The sequence below is a fragment of the Bordetella tumulicola genome, from assembly GCF_054779135.1.
The window spans coordinates 149,183-165,234 of the sequence record NZ_BAAGYU010000007.1; the positions used below are offsets into that span (position 1 = coordinate 149,183).

Below are 16,052 nucleotides of genomic sequence, written 5' to 3' on the forward strand. Positions count from 1 at the left end.
TAATCAAGCAAAAACTGGAGACGCACATGAGTTCATCTGAACATTCATACCGTGCTGGTCGTCGTAAGTTCTCAAGCTCGTTGATTCTATCCTTGCTTGGGGCCAGGCTTATGGCATTTCCGTTGATCGCAAACGCGGATTCCTTTCCGACAAGGACAATACGAATTGTTGTTTCGGTTGGGGCCGGAAGCGGAGGAGATACGACGGTCCGATATGTGGCCGATCTGTTGCAAGAAAAGTTGAAAGTTCCGGTTATCGTGGAAAATAAGCCAGGGGCTGATTCATGGATTGCCACACAAAGCGTTCTGCAAGCGCCGGCAGATGGCTACAGCATAATTCTGACTAGCTTGTCGCTCGTTACGGTTCCTTTTACAAACGAGGCGGCAAAGTATGATCCGATGGAAGATATCATTCCGATCGGAATGACTAGCCGAACGCCAGCGATGATCGTTACATCGGAGAATTCAAGATTTAAATCGCTGGACGAACTTCTTGGCGAGTCGAAAGAGAACTCAAATTCTATTAATTTTGCTGCGTACGCGAATAGCTATCGTATTGGTGTCAAGTATTTTGAAAAAATTTCCGATTCAAAATTTACTCTCATCAACTACAAAGCATTCGGACAGGTCATTAATGATTTGATGGGACAGACGATAGATGCTGCGTTGGTTGACGGTGGCGCTGCGCTACCTTTGATACGGTCGGGCAGGCTGCGAGCCCTTGCGATAGCGGGGGATCAGAGACTGGGTTCTTTGCCGGAAGTCCCAACGGTCCGGGAGATTTTGAAAAAGGACTACGAGTTATTTGTCTGGACGGGGTTTGGCGTAAAGAAGGGTACGCCGGCAGATGTGATCAAAAAACTTAAATCCGGCTTGGCGGAAGTATTCAGTATGGGCGAATATAAAGATTACTTTCGAAAAAACAGGCCTGAGTCTGACAATGTTGGAAATACCGGAAAGTATTCCGATGACTATTATCGGAATGAAATTAGCAAGTACAGAAAAATAATCAAATCCATCGAGCTCTAGGAATGATCTTTGGAGGGACTTTTAAAAACCCGGACCATAGGCTAGAGGAGTTAACGCTGGCTGGTATCGTCATAGGATCAGAAGCTCCACGCTTCAGAATCAACTCCCCCAGTTCAAGGTATTTTTATCTTAATCCCTAGGCTCAGATGGACAAGGAAAATACGCCCTTTTCGACGCGCCGCCTGACACGCGAAAGCGGCGCATTCACTCGTACTTCCGGTAGAGCGCAATCATTGGAGCGCGGCTTGGGTCTTTTGCGTGCATTCGCCGCAGGCGCGCCGATATTGACGAATGCACAGCTAGCGGAGCGCACGAATCTACCCCGTTCAACCGTAAGTCGTTTGACCCACTCTCTGGTCATGTCAGGATTTCTGGAGTACGAACGTGGTTCAGAGGGGTATCGCCTTGGACCGGTAGTTTTGGCACTTGCGCGTACCTTTCATGTGGGTCGTTCCGAACTGAATCTAGCGTTGCCGTTAATGCGCCAGGTTGCCACAGGGTTGCGGGTGAATGTGGCGCTGTCGATCGCGGATGATCTTTCGATGATTTACCTTGATACCTTTCGTGAATCACGAGGACCGTTGCGACGTGAGATTGCGGCCGGCAAACGGCTTTCCATGGCCACGAGTTCGGCGGGCCACTCCTACATCGGATCTCTGCGAGGCCCGCCACAAAGGGATCTGTTGGCACGGCTGGCGAAGGCCAGCGGTCAAAAATGGCCAGAGCACCAGGCGGCTATCAAGAAGTCACTGACCATGTTGGCTCGCTACGGCTATTGCCATTCCACTTCACTGGGCCTTGAGGGTATTGCTTGCACGCTAGTTGGTCCCGACGGTATTACGTATGCCGTTAGCTTAAGTGTTTCCACTGGAGACCTGGACGGAGGAAAAATGGTTTCGCATTTTGTCCCGGTTCTGCATAAGCTCGTGGCGGATATTCAGGCTGTCTGGAGCGAGTACGAACAGTCGGGCGCACGAAACTGAGTCAAGGTGTCGTGGCGCGTATTCGCGCATCATCTCGCGAGGCCCAAGTTTGCGGCCGAGCAGCAGGCTGATATTCCGCTTCTTGGAACAGATGGATGGAAATCTGGCACAAGTACAGGAATACTCGCAACTCAACGAGACGGCAGACCGTACGCTTATGAAAATAAGGTCACCGGATAGCCTAGGTATTGGAATTCTCTTCAACGCCCACTCGAAAGCATGAGACGGCTGATTGAAGGATTAGGCTGATGAAATCATTCCGGCGTTGGTCATCACAGAACCCAGTGGTGGCTCTGCCGTGAAGATGCTGCACCACTGCCTTTCTGATTCACGGAGTTTATTCATGGTAGGAGTTAAGAAATGCTTGAAAAAGTAATTGTTGGCGGTGTGGGCATGATTCAATTTTCCAAGCCTGGCGCCAGCCCGAGTTACGTGGAGATGGCAGCCGAAGCCGTGCGCCTCGCCCTTAACGACGCCGGGCTAAGCTACGACAAGGTACAACAAGCTTATGTTGGCTACGTCTACGGCGATTCCACATGTGGCCAGTCAGCGCTGTATGAAATAGGCATGAGCGGAATTCCGATTGTGAATGTCAACAACAATTGCGCAACCGGCTCGACCGCGCTGTACTTGGCGCGTCAGATGGTGGAACTGGGAGGAGCAGACTGCGTACTGGCACTGGGCTTCGAACAAATGCAACCGGGCGCACTTAAATCACATTGGGATGACCGTCCTCGGACGCGAGCGCGTTTTATGTCGATCGTGAATGAGCTCACAAGCGATGTACCAGATTTGCCACTAGCGCTTCGTAACTTTGGTGGTGCAGGGCGCGAACACATGCAGCGATATGGCACCAAGATGGATACGTTTGCTGCTATCCGTGCTAAGGCTAGCCGCCATGCTGCCAATAATCCATTGGCAATCTTCAAGAAAATCCTCACTACAGAAGAAGTGATGAGCGATAAGGTTATGTGGCCCGGTGTCATGACGCGCCTTATGGCGTGTCCGCCCACTTGTGGTGCGGCCGCCGCACTCATTGTTTCGGAGCGTTTCGCCAAAAAACATGGTCTGCGTAGTGATGTGCAAATACTAGCTCAAGCTCTGACCACAGACTCCGAGGATGCTTACGACCCGCCTTCGATGATCAGTTTTGTCGGTTCGCACATGACCCAGGCGGCTGCCATGCACGTCTACGAAGCAGCCGGCGTAGGCCCGGAAGACATCAAGGTGTGTGAGCTGCATGATTGCTTTGCACACAATGAACTGTTGACTTACGAAGCTCTGGGCCTTTGTCCCGTCGGAGAGGGCGAGAAGTTCGTCATGGATGGTGACAACACGTTCGGCGGAAAAGTGGTGACCAATCCATCAGGTGGATTGTTGTCCAAAGGGCACCCGCTCGGCGCCACGGGTTTGGCGCAATGCTATGAATTGACGAATCAGCTACGTGGTACGGCCGACAAACGACAGGTCACCGGGGTGAAACTTGCCCTGCAGCACAACATCGGCTTGGGCGGCGCTTGTGTGGTGACCCTGTATGGCAAGAATTAAGACTTATTGCAGCTTTTAAACCGGATCAGAGGAGGGAACATCATTATGAGTAAACCGTTGGAGGGCAAAGTTGGCATCGTTACTGGCGCTGGTCGAGGTATCGGGAAGGCCACTGCGCTCAAGTTCGCACGGGAAGGTGCCAATGTGGTCGTCAACGATCTTGATGAGGATTCGTGCAATGAAGTGGTGGCCGAAATCGAAGCAATGGGAAGAAAAGGGATGGCGTTTCCATATAGTGTGACAAAGCCTGATTTCGGTACGCGTTTGGTGCAGGCTACGCTGGATCGCCTTGGTGCTATCGACATCATTGTCAATAACGCTGGCTACACGTGGGACAACGTTATACAGAAGATGACTGACGAACAGTTCGAAGCGATCATCGACTGCCATCTGAAGGCGCCGTTCCGGCTGCTGCGCGCTGTGCAACCTTACTTCCGTGATATGAGCAAAGCGGAGGCCGACCAGAGCAAGGAAGTGTTCCGTAAGGTGGTCAATATTTCATCGATCTCCGGTACACAGGGCAACGCCGGGCAAATCAACTACGCATCGGCTAAGTCAGGTGTCATGGGTTTGACAAAGACGCTGGCTAAGGAGTGGGGACGCCTCAGGGTTAACGTCAACTGCGTAGCCTACGGAGCAATCGCCACACGTCTGACGGAGCGAGTCCCGGAAAAAAAGACCATTATGGTGGATGGACACGAGGTAAAGGTGGGTATTCCTGTCAACCCAAGTGCACAACCTCTGTCGGCCACGATTCCGTTTGGTCGTATGGGAACTGTGGAAGAGGCTGCGGGCGCGATCTACATGTTCTGCATCCCTGAGTCAGATTACGTTACCGGTCAAACCATAATTTGCGGAGGCGGGCGCGGCGGCTTCTGAGCGAACAGCAAAATGACTGCGTCGCGTAGGTTGCACAGCCCACATTGCGGATTGGTACGGGCTTTTCAACCGCACATCAAGGAGACACTTCGATGCCGCAATTGACTAGACACCTTGCCCATTGGCCGACAGGTGTTCCACACACGCTGGCTGTGCCAGATAGAAATCTATTTGATCATCTGGCTCAATACGCAATCAGTCAGCCGTGCAAGCCAGCCATCGAGTATTACGGGCGATTGATCAATTACCAGGAGTTGTACCAAGGTGCCACGCGACTAGCCGGATATTTGCAAAAGCGGTTAAACATTCACCGGGGCGACCGAGTGCTGCTGCTGATGCAGAACTGTCCACAATTCGCCATCGCGTATTACGCTATTTTACGTTGTGATGCGGTGGTGGTGGCGCTCAGCCCGATGAGTGCCACCGACGAAATCGAACACTACGCCACGGACTGCGGTGCGACGGTCCTGATTGCGACGCAGGATTTGCTGCCGGCGGCGTTGCCCTTGTTGAGCAACGGCATCTTGGCAAGCTGTGTGGTCGGGGCATATTCGGAGTATGCCGGAGACGCTGAGCACGTACCGTACATACGGATTCCCCAAGTTGTCAGCGCTCCATTTTCAGTGTCGCCGCAACGTGGTCTGCACGCGTTCCCCGGAGCGTTGGCGGCAGGCCTAACGCCTTCGAGTTCAAGTGCTAAAGGTAGTGATCTGGCTGTGATTGCATACACGTCAGGCACTACAGGAAAGCCCAAAGGCGCCATGCTCAGTCATCGAGCACTAGTACATTCAGTTGAGCAGCGAATGTTGTGGCTCGGCCTGAGCGATGTACCAACCAGTCTGGCCGCGTTGCCAGCCAACCATTTGGCTGGCATGGGTCAGATGAATACCGCGCTGGCGTCGGGTCGCTGCATGATTTGGCTGACACGTTGGGACGCCGTTGCCGCATTGGAGTTGATAGAGCGAAGGAGCGTCGCAATTGTGGGCGGCGTGGCTACCATGATGGCGGAGATGGTGGAGCTGTTGAAAGCGAGTCCGTGGCGTGACATGTCGTCGGTTAGAGGGGTGATGGCAGGAGGGACCCATATTCCTGAGTCCCTCGCGAATGCCATTGAGCATTACTTTCACGTACCACTGTTGGAAAGCTATGGAATGACCGAGACCTGTGGTCCGACGCATCTCAATCCGCCCCATGCGACACGCCGTCATTGTGCGGGTATTCCACAAATTAACGTGGATTCTCGCGTGCTAGATCTTGAAACTGGGGCAGAGTTAGGCCCCAATCAGGAAGGTGAATTGGTGTCGAATACAGTGACTCTGTTTCTGGGTTACTGGAACCTGCCGCAGGACACCCGGGCCGCCATGATCGAAATAGATGGTAAGCCTTTTGTTCGTACCGGCGACATCGGCTACTACGATGACGAAGGCTACTTCTATATCACCGATCGTCTGAAACGCATGATCAACGCTTCTGGCCTCAAAGTCTGGCCGGGAGAGATTGAATATGTATTGCATGAACATCCATTAGTTCAAGATGCTTGTGTTATTTCAGCACGGGATACACGGCGTGGGGAAACCGTGAAAGCTTTGGTGGTATTGCAACCGGTTCTTGGAAGCAATTTGACTCCAGCGGAACTTGAGCAATGGTGCCGAGCCAGCATGGCGGCCTACAAAGTGCCTCGCATGATCGAGTTCGTAAACGCCTTGCCAAAAAGTTCCACGGGCAAGATTCAGTGGAAGGTGTTGCAGGCTCATCAAGATAGGTTGGACCGCATGATGAGTCCAGAATAAAAAACGAAATTTCAGGAGATACGGCCATGTTTCTTAAATATTTTTCTTCAGTGTTGTTCTTCGCAGTCATACTCATTCAGCCCGCCTGGGCTCAAGATTATCCTGCCCGCCCCTTGCGCATGGTGGTGCCGATCGGCCCTGGCAGTAGCGGAGACGCCATCTTTCGCGCGCTGGCTGAGCGGATGTCCGCCGCGCTCGGCCAACCCGTGATAGTAGAAAGCAAGCCAGGCGCAGACGCGTTGGTCGCGACACAAAGCGTTCTGAACGCACCGGCGGACGGATACACGCTGGGGTTTAGCAGCTTGACCACGGTAAACGCACCGGCGACGAATAAAGCAGCCAAATACGATCCTTTGAAGGATTTCCGCTCGATCGCGATAATCAGTCAAGGGCCTTTGCTCCTGGCAGTGGGACCGAAGTCACGCTTCAACACCATATCCGAGGTCGTTCAAGCCAGCCGTGAAAAACCAGAGTCCGTGACCTTGGGACTATATAGCAGCACTTATCGCTTGGGTGCGCTCATGATGGGACAAAGCGGAGGTATCAAATTTCGTTTGATTCCTTATAAAGCATTCCCGCAGTTAATTAACGATGTGATTGGGGAGACGACCGATGTCGGCTTGGTGGATGTCGGTGCGGCGTTGCCCATGGTGAGGGATGGAAAAATCAGAGCGTTAGCAACGACGACAGCCAAGCCTTTGCCCGCCCTGCCTAACGTACCTACGGTGGGTGAAAGCATCAATTCGGATTACCACTTTACGATCTGGGTCGGTGTGGTAGTTCGCAGCCAAACGCCTGAACCTATTGTCGACAAGTTAGAAAAAGTAATCAGGACTATTTTGGTTTCCGAGGATTTTCGTTCGTTCGCAGCAAAGAATAATCCTACTAGTCAATTAATCGCTCTAACTGGGGAAAAGGCGGTTAAGTTTTACGAAAGCGAGGCACAGCGGTACAAAGAAATTCTTCCGTTGCTGGAATACAAATGATTCTGGAGGGTTTCCAGTTTCTATTGCGACTGAGTTCCGTGAACGTGATTTCTATTTAATTTGCGTTGCTATCTCCAACTGCAGCCGTTGATTTAAGGAAAAGCATGTTTGACAAAGCGCTTATAGGCCATGATTTTGGTTGTCGTAGCATTACCGTGGAGCTCTGCTCGTTGCAGGATTATGCCAAAGCTATTGGTGAATCGAATCCGATCTACCGCGATCCGCACGAAGCCCGCAAAGCGGGCTTACCCGCAGTGCGAGTGCCTCCGGCTTTCTTTTTCTGCTTAGAAAGCAGGCTCGGATTGGGTGCAGCTGTTAGGCAGATCGTGCAGTTCGACGTCCGCCGCATCTTGCATGCTGAACAGACTTTCGTATATCACGCGCCGGCCTATGTAGGGGACACGCTGACTTACGAGACCAAGTTAGCGGACATCTACGATAAGAAGAATGGCGCACTAGAGTTTGTTGTTTCCGAATCGAGAATTACCAATCAGGACGGGGTACATGTAGCTGATACCCGCAAGTGTCTGGTTCAGCGTCAACTTCATATTTCTGCATAAATAGGATTGGGCTGTATGCATACTTCGAGTATCGATCAATTGAATGTAGGTGACAGTATTACGTCGTTGCGACTTCCCCCCATTTCACGGACGATGCTGGCGCTATATGCCGGTGCATCCGGTGATCACAACCCGATGCATATCGACATTGATTTTGCTCGGAGTGCTGGTCTTGATGATGTGTTTGCTCATGGCATGCTTTCGGCCGCCTATGTCGGCCGTCTGATTACTGACTGGGCAGGGCAAGACCGCATGCGTGAACTAACGATTCGTTTTACCGGTGTAACGCACGTACACGATGAGCCGACTTGTATCGGCAAGATAGTCGAGCGTTTCGAGGTGAATGGCGAACAACGATTGCGTGTGGAGGTGCAATGTCTGAATCAAAAGGGTGAGGTGAAAATTACGGGTCACGCAGTGGTAGCGGCAGTGTGAGCCTCTGGGCACCGTTACGGATCGACCAGACCTCGTCCATCGACTTTCATGCACGATCCCTGGATATATCCATTAAGGGCGGATACTCGTCTTTGATGGCCGTGTTACGGGGTTTGGGCAGGGATACGGCTATCACGCGTGGTCGACAGGCCGTCGTAGTTCAGGGTCAAGTTCAGGTTCTGTCCGCGCAAGGCATTGGAGTCCGCCAGACCCAAGTTCGGGCTTGGGGGCGGGCTCTTCGGGAGGAGACTCGGGAGAAGTTCCGGGAGATGATTCCGGTTCAGTGGAGGGTGATTTGGTGTTGTCATCGTCGCTGCTTGAACCACAACCGACAAGCGTGCCTGCCATGAGCAAGGCTGCGACCAGAGTGCACAGCTTGAATTTCTTCATGCCTAATCCCTTTTTTTCTAGATTATTGTTTGCCGTGGGTTGTCTCACGACGTGTTTGCACACCCGCTTCTTTACCCTCAGGCGTGAGTGCTAAAGAGGCTAGGGTGCTCAAGCATGGGCGTTTTCTTCCTCCCACGCGACGCTTCTTCGCGACCCGAATGCGTGGCCCCTTGTGGGGTATCATGATCTACTTAATCCTGACGGAGCCTGTTATGCAGCGAATAATTACGGAAAACCAGATTCCGACTGGTGATTTTCGTCAAGTAAAGTACGTCGGGGCGATCAAAGACCGAGTCGACGACGGCCACAGCGTCCCGGTTTGGACGGTAGATTCCAAATCCCCGTACTTCGAACAACTCGGTGCGAGGCCGGTAGAGAACTGGACCGACGTGTTGGTCGACGTTGACGATCCCCACTCCACTGAGACGCTGGATAGGTTGAAGCGCGCGATTGAGGCACGACTCGGACAGCAGTTGGGTTGAGTTCTCGCGAGGCGGGGGGTGGATACATCGGTCTGTCATCCCCCATCTTGTTCGCAGCCAGGGCGCCCTCCCGACCAGCCGTTCTGAGACCATGAATACCCAACTAGATCAGGCACTGCAAGCCTTCGACGCTTACAACAAGGCAGATCCCAATCTTTTCGAATGGGACGGCGCGACTTATCCTCAGGAATACTTTCTCGCGCAGAAACTGCATGAATGGGTATTGAAGCTCTGTCCCCATGCCAGCGAACCGCTGATTCTGGCGTCGCGCAGTCAGCATATCGGCCGCTGGGAAATCCCGCGCAAAAGCTATCCGGACGGCCGCATCGGCTATCTTACGTGGCGCAAGGATCTGATGCGCCATCATGCTCGGAAATCCGACGAAATCCTGCGACAAACAGGATACGGCGCAGACGTTATCGAACGTGTGCGCGCCATACAACTGAAAAGCGGCATCAAACAAGATCCTGATGTCCAGGTGATGGAAAATGCGCTGTGTCTGGTATTTCTCCAATACCAGTACGAAAATTTTCACAAATCCAATGCCGAAAAAATCGTCAATATCCTGCGGAAATCCTTGCTGAAAATGGATGCGGCGGGGCACCAGGCGGCGCTCTCGTTACCGTACTCGGAGCAGGGGCTGGCGTATATCAAGGACGCGTTGGCGACACTGCCTGCGCAGTAATCACAATGGCGCTGGCAGAAGCGAAGTAAACGTCAGGCGTCGTGTCTTTCAGGTCCATGACCAAGTTCGGTTCAATCGGATGATCGCCAGATCAACAATTGAATAGGAACCGCCTGCAATTGCCTGTTACTCAGTCTGCATTCTCAATTCAGATTGGAAGCAGACATGACTATCGATGCGGTTCAACGATTGCGCGATTGGGGTACTGGTCTCGAACAAGCGCTGAATATTCCTCTGGTCGTTGACGAGCGCGGGACACTGGTATTGAAAACCAAGGCTGGCCACGTGTTTGGTATAACGCCCGCGCCTGACCAAGAGGCGTTGATATTCACGGGAGTATTGGGCGTCGCCGATGACGCGATGCGTGGCAATACGCTGCGCGCCTTGTTGGCGGTGAATATGACTCCCAGCCTGACTGGCACGGGGAGTGTGGGTCTGGTGCCCGAAACCCGGGAGATCGCATTGCGATTGACGTGGATGCCCGCCGAGGTGAACTGGACAGAACAGGTGTTCGCGGCCGCATTGGCCGCGTTTGCCGAACACGTGGATGCCCTTGCCTCACTCATTGCGAGCGGAGAGCTCGAGCAGCTCGTGGCCTTCTCATCATCGTCGGATCCCGCCGCCATCGAGGCCGAGGATTTTTCAGATTTGGTTTAAAGGAAAATAAAATGTTTAGTACCGATAGTGTTACTTCTGCATTGGACGCAGTTAGTCGGATAGCGCCATACGACACCCATTACGCTGGCACCGAATACAAATGGCTCGAGAACTTAAGATCTGCTATGTCTCATATAGAGAACAACGGTTTTAGTCCGATGAGCAAGGATGAATCGACGGCGGTTTGCTACTTTGAGATCATTAGTTATTCTGCTTTCCAAAATTTTACCGTGATGCTCGATGCTTTCAAGGTGTGTTTTGATCGTGGTGGTGTGATGAATACCAATGGGTTGCTGGCGTTGACCAGCGGGTTGAATTGGCTATCTAATTTTGATCGTGGTTTCGCGGGTGTGTTCGGTACGAATTTTGGGATCGGCGGGTATGGCGCCGCGACTAATGGACTGGTGACGTGTGCAAGGCTTGCCTCGGCGATTGAATGTGGCGACCTTTCGGGCGCAACGATTTCCGCCGCAAAATTGTCGGCCATCGTGAGCCTGGGTAATAATCCTGTGATTGATTTAGCCTCGGACGTTGCTGCTTTGACGTGCCACATCTACCGCTCTTGGTATCCGACGCCGCCCCCTCCGCCCCCTCTTCTGACGACGCATCTCCTTCTGGCGAATGCTGCTGCGGCGAACCCCCAAAAAGTTTCGCCTCAGCCGGAGCATCCCCACAGGCAGGTGTAAATTCGTTCCGATAGCGGTCCAATAGCCAAGCCAAATCAGACCACTACAAATTACGCGAGCAGAGTGAATCAATGGGGACGAAGCCATCAATACGCTGCTGACGGCAACCGCGCTCATAAACGGCTAGGATATGGCGTTATTTACCTATGTATGGGGGTAGCAATTGAAAATTGAACTCGACGATCTTTCTCGCGATGAGGTTCATTCACTGCTTAATGAACATTTGCAGAGCATGTACGAACTCTCGCCACCGGAGAGCGTCCACGCACTGGACCTTGAGAAGCTTCGCAAGCCAGGGATCACATTCTGGACTGCTTGGAAAGATACACAATTGCTTGGCTGTGGCGCCCTCAAAGAACTCGACAGCAAGCATGGCGAGATCAAGTCCATGCGTACGCCCAAGGCACTGCGTCGCCAAGGTGCCGGCCGAGCCATCCTTGCGCATATCATCGAGGCTGCCCGATCGAGAGGCTACGAGCGTTTGAGCCTTGAAACGGGCACGATGCAAGCATTTCAGCCTGCCCAAAGGCTCTACCAGAGCGTCGGCTTTACGTATTGCGGGCCTTTTGGCGAGTACGCCGAGGATCCCAATAGTGTCTTCATGACACTGCGCCTGTGAATCTATTCGGCATCGATTTGTTGTTGTACGGCCACTTCCCGTAGCTATGCCAGCTTGCGGCGCCTCATGGATCTGCTGAGAGCAATCTCACGGTCAGCCTCGCCACGACGCATACGTACCAGGGTAATCGTCCCATCTTTAACGATTGCCAGAAGTACGAACGCTATGCCTATGTGAGGAATAGCCCGCTGTCATACACGGATTCGAGTGGGTTCTACGACGATGGTATACCCACGCTGCCGTCCGGTACGCAGCCAGATCATCAATTGAATAGGAACCGCACACCATTGCCCGTTACTCAGTCTGCATTCTCAATTCAGATTGGATGCAGACATGACTATCGATGTGGTACAGCGATTGCGCGATTGGGGTACTTGTCTCGAACAAGCGCTGAATATTCCTCTGGTCGTTGACGAGCGCGGGACACTGGTATTGAAGACCAAAGCTGGCCGTGTGTTTGGTATAACGCCCGCGCCTGAAGAGGCGTTGATATTCACGGGAGTGTTGGGCGTTGCCGATGACGCGATGCGTGGCAATACGCTGCGCGCCCTGTTGGCGGTGAATATGACTCCCAGCTTGACTGGCACAGGGAGTGTGGGCCTGGTGCCTGACACCCGGGAGATCGCATTGCGATTGACGTGGATGCCCGTCGAGGTGAACTGGACAGAGCAACTGTTCGCGGCTGCATTGGCCGCGTTTGCCGAACACGTAGATGCACTCGCCTCACTCATTGCGAGCGGAGAGATCGAGCAGTTCGTGACCTTCTCATCCTCGTCGGATCCCGCCGCCATCGAGGCCGAAGATTTCTCAGATTTGGTTTAAAGGAAAATAAAATGCTTAGCATCAATAGTGTTACTTCTACATTGAGTGCACTTATGCCGGTGGCGCCCTCCAAAATCTATTGGGCGAGCACCGAGTACAGGTGGATCGGGCATGTTAATCGTGCTATTGACACGACTATTTCCGCAGGTGTTACTGGGGTGACTGCGGAACAAGGGACTGCTATTTTCTACGGTTGTACGAATGCCGTTGCTCGCGGGATGGATTGGCATATTTTTCGACATTCTCTCGAATTGGCACTGAGCGATGACTGGAAGACCACGGATGGATTTCTAGCGTTGACCAGCGGATTAAACCTGCTATCTGGTTTCGATCGTACGATGGCCATTACTCTGGACGGTGTGGCCTTTGGGTTTGGAAAGTATGGTGCCGTGACCAGTGGCTTGATGACATGTGCAAAGCTTGCCTCAGATATTCAACAAGGCGATTTTCTGAGGGCTACGATATCGGCTGCAAAGTTGTCGGCCATCGTGAGTTTGGGTGACAATCCTGCGATTGAGTTTGTTGCGGGCTGTGCCGATGCGGTGGCGGCTGCCGTGTTCCGCCATTCTCTGGCTCCTCTCGTTCTGGAGGATGCGGTGCCTGTCGTTCTGCACAATGCAATGCCCCTCCTGCCGAGCCCGCAGGGCTAATGCGTCGGCCATCGCAAGGCGTCGGAGTCGGCCGGTCACATCGTGTGCGGCGACGGAATGCTTTTTTGCTATGCGGCGGTGTCGCCAGACAATCGGGCGCAATTTGCTTCGTGTACTAGCCAATACTCGGATTCGACGTGGTTTAGATGCTGAGCCCCATCAGTTCCAACGCATAGATGTCCGCGGCGCGGACGAACTTCAGGCCCCACTGGCCCCCATAATCACGGGTACACCATTGTTTCTAGGTAGTTACGGTGTATGACGACGCGCGTGTTACATCTGACAAGGGTAATCCCCGCCTAACATGCTCCTCAATCTGCACTACAGTGATTTACGCAGTGAAAAGACTGTTCACATGTGAAACAACTAGGAGACAGATATATGTCCAATAGCATCATGAAGGCCTGGGGCGATTACAAACCGAGTAAGGCCGTCTGGCTATGGTCCTGCGTGGGTGCTGCCGTGGTCACGATGGTCGTGGGATTCAGTGCAGGAGGCTGGGTGACCGGGAAAACAGCCACTGAGCAGGCCGAAGCCTCTACTAGTGCCGCCGTGGCGCAACTTGCGGCAAGTATTTGCGTGCACCGCTTTATGGCGGCTCCGGACGCGCAAACGGCGCTGGCGGCGCTGCAAAGTGCCGACTCGTGGAAGCGCGACTCGATGATCGAAGAGGGCGGATGGGTGACCTTTGCCGATGCAAAGGCCCCTGTGGATGGCGCTGCCGATATATGCGCCGGCAAGCTGATGACGCCCAGTACTTCGGGGACCTAACCGATTGTGCCGTGTAGACGAGGCAAGTCCGAATGGATGGCCTCGTTTACCGGCCGGGTTGTCGTGGTGTCATGCAGGATAGGGTAGTGCCGTGACCCTTTTGAGTCCGCTACCTATGTGCCTCAGGATAACGTCTCGTGCTGTCGAGTACGATGATGTCCAGAGTAGATGGTAAGCCCGCCATATCTGGAGATCCGCGCATGCGCTTGCTTGGCCGAGTGTTTGATTCTTTTCGACGAATCGCCCTTGAACGCTTTGTCCAGAAGCATCCTCCGTCGAGACAGGTTTCACCCGCTCCCGGCGAGCTCGTCGCCGCGTATGAGGAGTTGCTCCCTGCGAGCCTACTCGAACTCTGGCGCCGAAAGGGCCTCGGGCTTTATGGTGCTTTGCCGCTGACCTTGATCGATCCCCGCGTCTGGCAGCCGGTGTTGGATCGATGGATAGTGTCGCCACCCGACGCGGTACGGCGCATTCCTATCGCCTTGACTCCTTTCGGCACGCTGCTGTACTACCGCAACGTTACGCCCACCGATGAGGATGTGGTCTGCATCGATCCCGTGTCGAAAGAAACGAGTGTTTTGGCGTGGAGTCTGGACGATTTTTTCAACAAAAACCTTTGCCAGCAGGATCTTCTGGCGGAGATCGTGAATCCGTCGCTGGTGCGGTCTGCTCGAAAAGAGTGCGGCCCGCTCGCACCGGGCGAAATCTATGAAGTGAATCAAATACTGTTTTCCATGCAGATGCTGCAGATCGTGAAGGTCGATGCTCTCGACGCGCACCGTCGCCTGCGTGATGCCGTGGATGCTCCTAAGCCCGTCGAGGAGGCACCGACAACGGTCGCCGATTCGCTTCCCGGTACACATCGTTCTCTGTTTGCAGACGTTGCTACGACGCCGGGACTCTCCGGTCTGTATTTGGCGTCACATAGCGACTGGCACCGATTGTTGGCGCTGCAACCGGATGGTCAGTATCGCTTGCTGTTCTGGCGCATCCACTATCAGACATTCGAGCGCATAGATGTGCGGGGTTATCGTGGCGCTTACCGGGTCTCGCGCAATGCCGAAGGTGACGAAACGGTTGCGCTCGATATTGTTCTGCATGCGGATTCTTCGGGCAGCGATGCGAATGATGAGCGCCTGGTGGTAATGCATTCCGGCGAGACTACATTGTTGCTGCGAGAGGATGCGCTGGGAAATATGGCAACCGCGATAGGCGGCCGCGACGTGATGGGCGATAGTGAATATTATTTTCGGCGCGTGAGCTTTGAGGATGCCTTTGTTGACGAACCCTATGACGGTCGTGTGGCGCCGCCATTGGCAGACTTGCCTCGCGTGCTGCAGGCGCTGATCCCCGCCGAGCCGCTACGTCCGACGATCATGCACGTCGCCGAACCGAACCTCGATGATGAAGAGGAGGGCGAAGGGACGGTCATGTGCACGCTTGATCTCGGGGAGGACGACGGCTTGCGCTTCAATATGCCGCTGTATTCGCCCAACGAGACCGGGCGGGAACTTATTGGCTGGATTTGGAAGATGGCGCCGCATGCCTGCCAAGTAGGCATCAAGTACCAGCGTGGGGAAGACGGCGCCATTAAGCATGGCCCGGCCGTCGGCGACGTGTTGACGACGCGTTCGCCGGACGCGTGATTATTCCTCAGCAGATATCGCAGCCAACGCGGCGCGGGCGCATTCCATGTCCTGAGAATAATGACCTCCGCTCAGGCCGATGGCGCCGATGACGTTGCCATTCTCTTTGATCGGAAATCCTCCGCCAAAGACGATGAATCTCGGTGTGTGCACAATGCCGTGCAAAAGCGGCGCATCCTCTTTGATGTACTCGTGCCACATGTGCGTGGGCAAGCCCGTGGCGGACGAGGTGTAGGCTTTGTCCTGGGCGATCTGCAGCGAAATGAGCGATGCGCCATCCATGCGCAAGAAGCTCTTGAGATGACCCGCTGTGTCGGTGACGGCAATGCTCATGGCTAGCCCGAGCGAGCGGGCCTTTTCGGCGGCGGCCTGGGTGGCGATGAGGGCGGTGGTGTCGTCAATGGTCGTAATGCTGGTGCTGGACATGCGTTTTTC

The 16,052-nt window shown here is 53.8% G+C and carries 18 protein-coding genes and 1 pseudogene; 18 read left to right on the top strand and 1 reads right to left on the bottom strand.

The window, feature by feature from the left end; all coding sequences use genetic code 11:
• Positions 1 to 26: 26 nt before the first annotated feature.
• The 18 genes and pseudogenes from ACYVDM_RS09100 (at position 27) to ACYVDM_RS09185 (ending at position 15,617) form a co-directional block, all read left to right on the top strand.
• Entirely contained in the window at positions 27 to 1,028 is a 1,002-nt protein-coding gene (locus ACYVDM_RS09100) for a tripartite tricarboxylate transporter substrate binding protein (RefSeq protein ID WP_415786616.1), read from the top strand.
• 146 nt (positions 1,029 to 1,174) lie between these two features.
• Positions 1,175 to 1,399 (top strand): annotated as a pseudogene (locus ACYVDM_RS09105) (helix-turn-helix domain-containing protein); the annotation flags it as partial.
• 48 nt (positions 1,400 to 1,447) lie between these two features.
• Positions 1,448 to 2,011, top strand: a complete 564-nt coding sequence (locus ACYVDM_RS09110; RefSeq protein WP_415787093.1) for an IclR family transcriptional regulator domain-containing protein — start codon at positions 1,448 to 1,450, stop codon at positions 2,009 to 2,011.
• A 360-nt stretch (positions 2,012 to 2,371) separates the two neighbouring features.
• Entirely contained in the window at positions 2,372 to 3,559 is a 1,188-nt protein-coding gene (locus tag ACYVDM_RS09115; protein WP_415786614.1) for a lipid-transfer protein, read from the top strand.
• Between the two features lie 45 nt (positions 3,560 to 3,604).
• On the top strand, positions 3,605 to 4,438 hold the full coding sequence (locus ACYVDM_RS09120; protein ID WP_415786612.1) for an SDR family NAD(P)-dependent oxidoreductase: 834 nt from the start codon (positions 3,605 to 3,607) through the stop codon (positions 4,436 to 4,438).
• A 92-nt stretch (positions 4,439 to 4,530) separates the two neighbouring features.
• Complete coding sequence (locus ACYVDM_RS09125; protein WP_415786610.1) at positions 4,531 to 6,228, top strand: AMP-binding protein; 1,698 nt, start codon at positions 4,531 to 4,533, stop codon at positions 6,226 to 6,228.
• Positions 6,229 to 6,254: 26 nt separating this feature from the next.
• Positions 6,255 to 7,214, top strand: coding sequence for a tripartite tricarboxylate transporter substrate binding protein (locus ACYVDM_RS09130; RefSeq protein ID WP_415786608.1), 960 nt, complete (start codon positions 6,255 to 6,257; stop codon positions 7,212 to 7,214).
• A 104-nt stretch (positions 7,215 to 7,318) separates the two neighbouring features.
• A complete protein-coding gene (locus tag ACYVDM_RS09135) occupies positions 7,319 to 7,774 on the top strand; it encodes a MaoC family dehydratase N-terminal domain-containing protein (protein WP_415786606.1) in 456 nt (151 codons plus the stop codon).
• Positions 7,775 to 7,789: 15 nt separating this feature from the next.
• The gene (locus ACYVDM_RS09140; protein ID WP_415786604.1) at positions 7,790 to 8,209 is read left to right on the top strand and encodes a MaoC family dehydratase; all 420 of its coding nucleotides are present in this window, start codon (positions 7,790 to 7,792) and stop codon (positions 8,207 to 8,209) included.
• 602 nt (positions 8,210 to 8,811) lie between these two features.
• Entirely contained in the window at positions 8,812 to 9,081 is a 270-nt protein-coding gene (locus ACYVDM_RS09145; RefSeq protein WP_415786602.1) for a hypothetical protein, read from the top strand.
• Positions 9,082 to 9,172: 91 nt separating this feature from the next.
• Positions 9,173 to 9,766 carry a DUF4202 domain-containing protein gene (locus ACYVDM_RS09150; RefSeq protein ID WP_415786600.1) on the top strand — a complete coding sequence of 198 codons (594 nt, stop codon included), beginning with the start codon at positions 9,173 to 9,175 and terminating at the stop codon, positions 9,764 to 9,766.
• A 165-nt stretch (positions 9,767 to 9,931) separates the two neighbouring features.
• Positions 9,932 to 10,423, top strand: a complete 492-nt coding sequence (locus tag ACYVDM_RS09155; protein ID WP_415786598.1) for a type III secretion system chaperone — start codon at positions 9,932 to 9,934, stop codon at positions 10,421 to 10,423.
• Positions 10,424 to 10,434: 11 nt separating this feature from the next.
• On the top strand, positions 10,435 to 11,109 hold the full coding sequence (locus tag ACYVDM_RS09160; protein WP_415786596.1) for a hypothetical protein: 675 nt from the start codon (positions 10,435 to 10,437) through the stop codon (positions 11,107 to 11,109).
• A gap of 163 nt (positions 11,110 to 11,272) precedes the next feature.
• Positions 11,273 to 11,728 (top strand): GNAT family N-acetyltransferase, encoded by a 456-nt coding sequence (locus ACYVDM_RS09165; protein ID WP_415786594.1) that lies wholly within the window; start codon positions 11,273 to 11,275, stop codon positions 11,726 to 11,728.
• Positions 11,729 to 12,061: 333 nt separating this feature from the next.
• Complete coding sequence (locus ACYVDM_RS09170) at positions 12,062 to 12,550, top strand: CesT family type III secretion system chaperone (RefSeq protein WP_415786592.1); 489 nt, start codon at positions 12,062 to 12,064, stop codon at positions 12,548 to 12,550.
• Between the two features lie 11 nt (positions 12,551 to 12,561).
• Positions 12,562 to 13,200 (top strand): hypothetical protein, encoded by a 639-nt coding sequence (locus tag ACYVDM_RS09175; protein WP_415786590.1) that lies wholly within the window; start codon positions 12,562 to 12,564, stop codon positions 13,198 to 13,200.
• Between the two features lie 381 nt (positions 13,201 to 13,581).
• A complete protein-coding gene (locus tag ACYVDM_RS09180) occupies positions 13,582 to 13,971 on the top strand; it encodes a hypothetical protein (RefSeq protein WP_415786588.1) in 390 nt (129 codons plus the stop codon).
• Between the two features lie 200 nt (positions 13,972 to 14,171).
• A complete protein-coding gene (locus tag ACYVDM_RS09185) occupies positions 14,172 to 15,617 on the top strand; it encodes a GAD-like domain-containing protein (RefSeq protein WP_415786585.1) in 1,446 nt (481 codons plus the stop codon).
• Here ACYVDM_RS09185 and ACYVDM_RS09190 read toward each other — a convergent pair whose 3' ends face one another.
• A complete protein-coding gene (locus ACYVDM_RS09190) occupies positions 15,618 to 16,043 on the bottom strand; it encodes a GlcG/HbpS family heme-binding protein (protein WP_415786583.1) in 426 nt (141 codons plus the stop codon).
• Positions 16,044 to 16,052 lie beyond the last annotated feature (9 nt).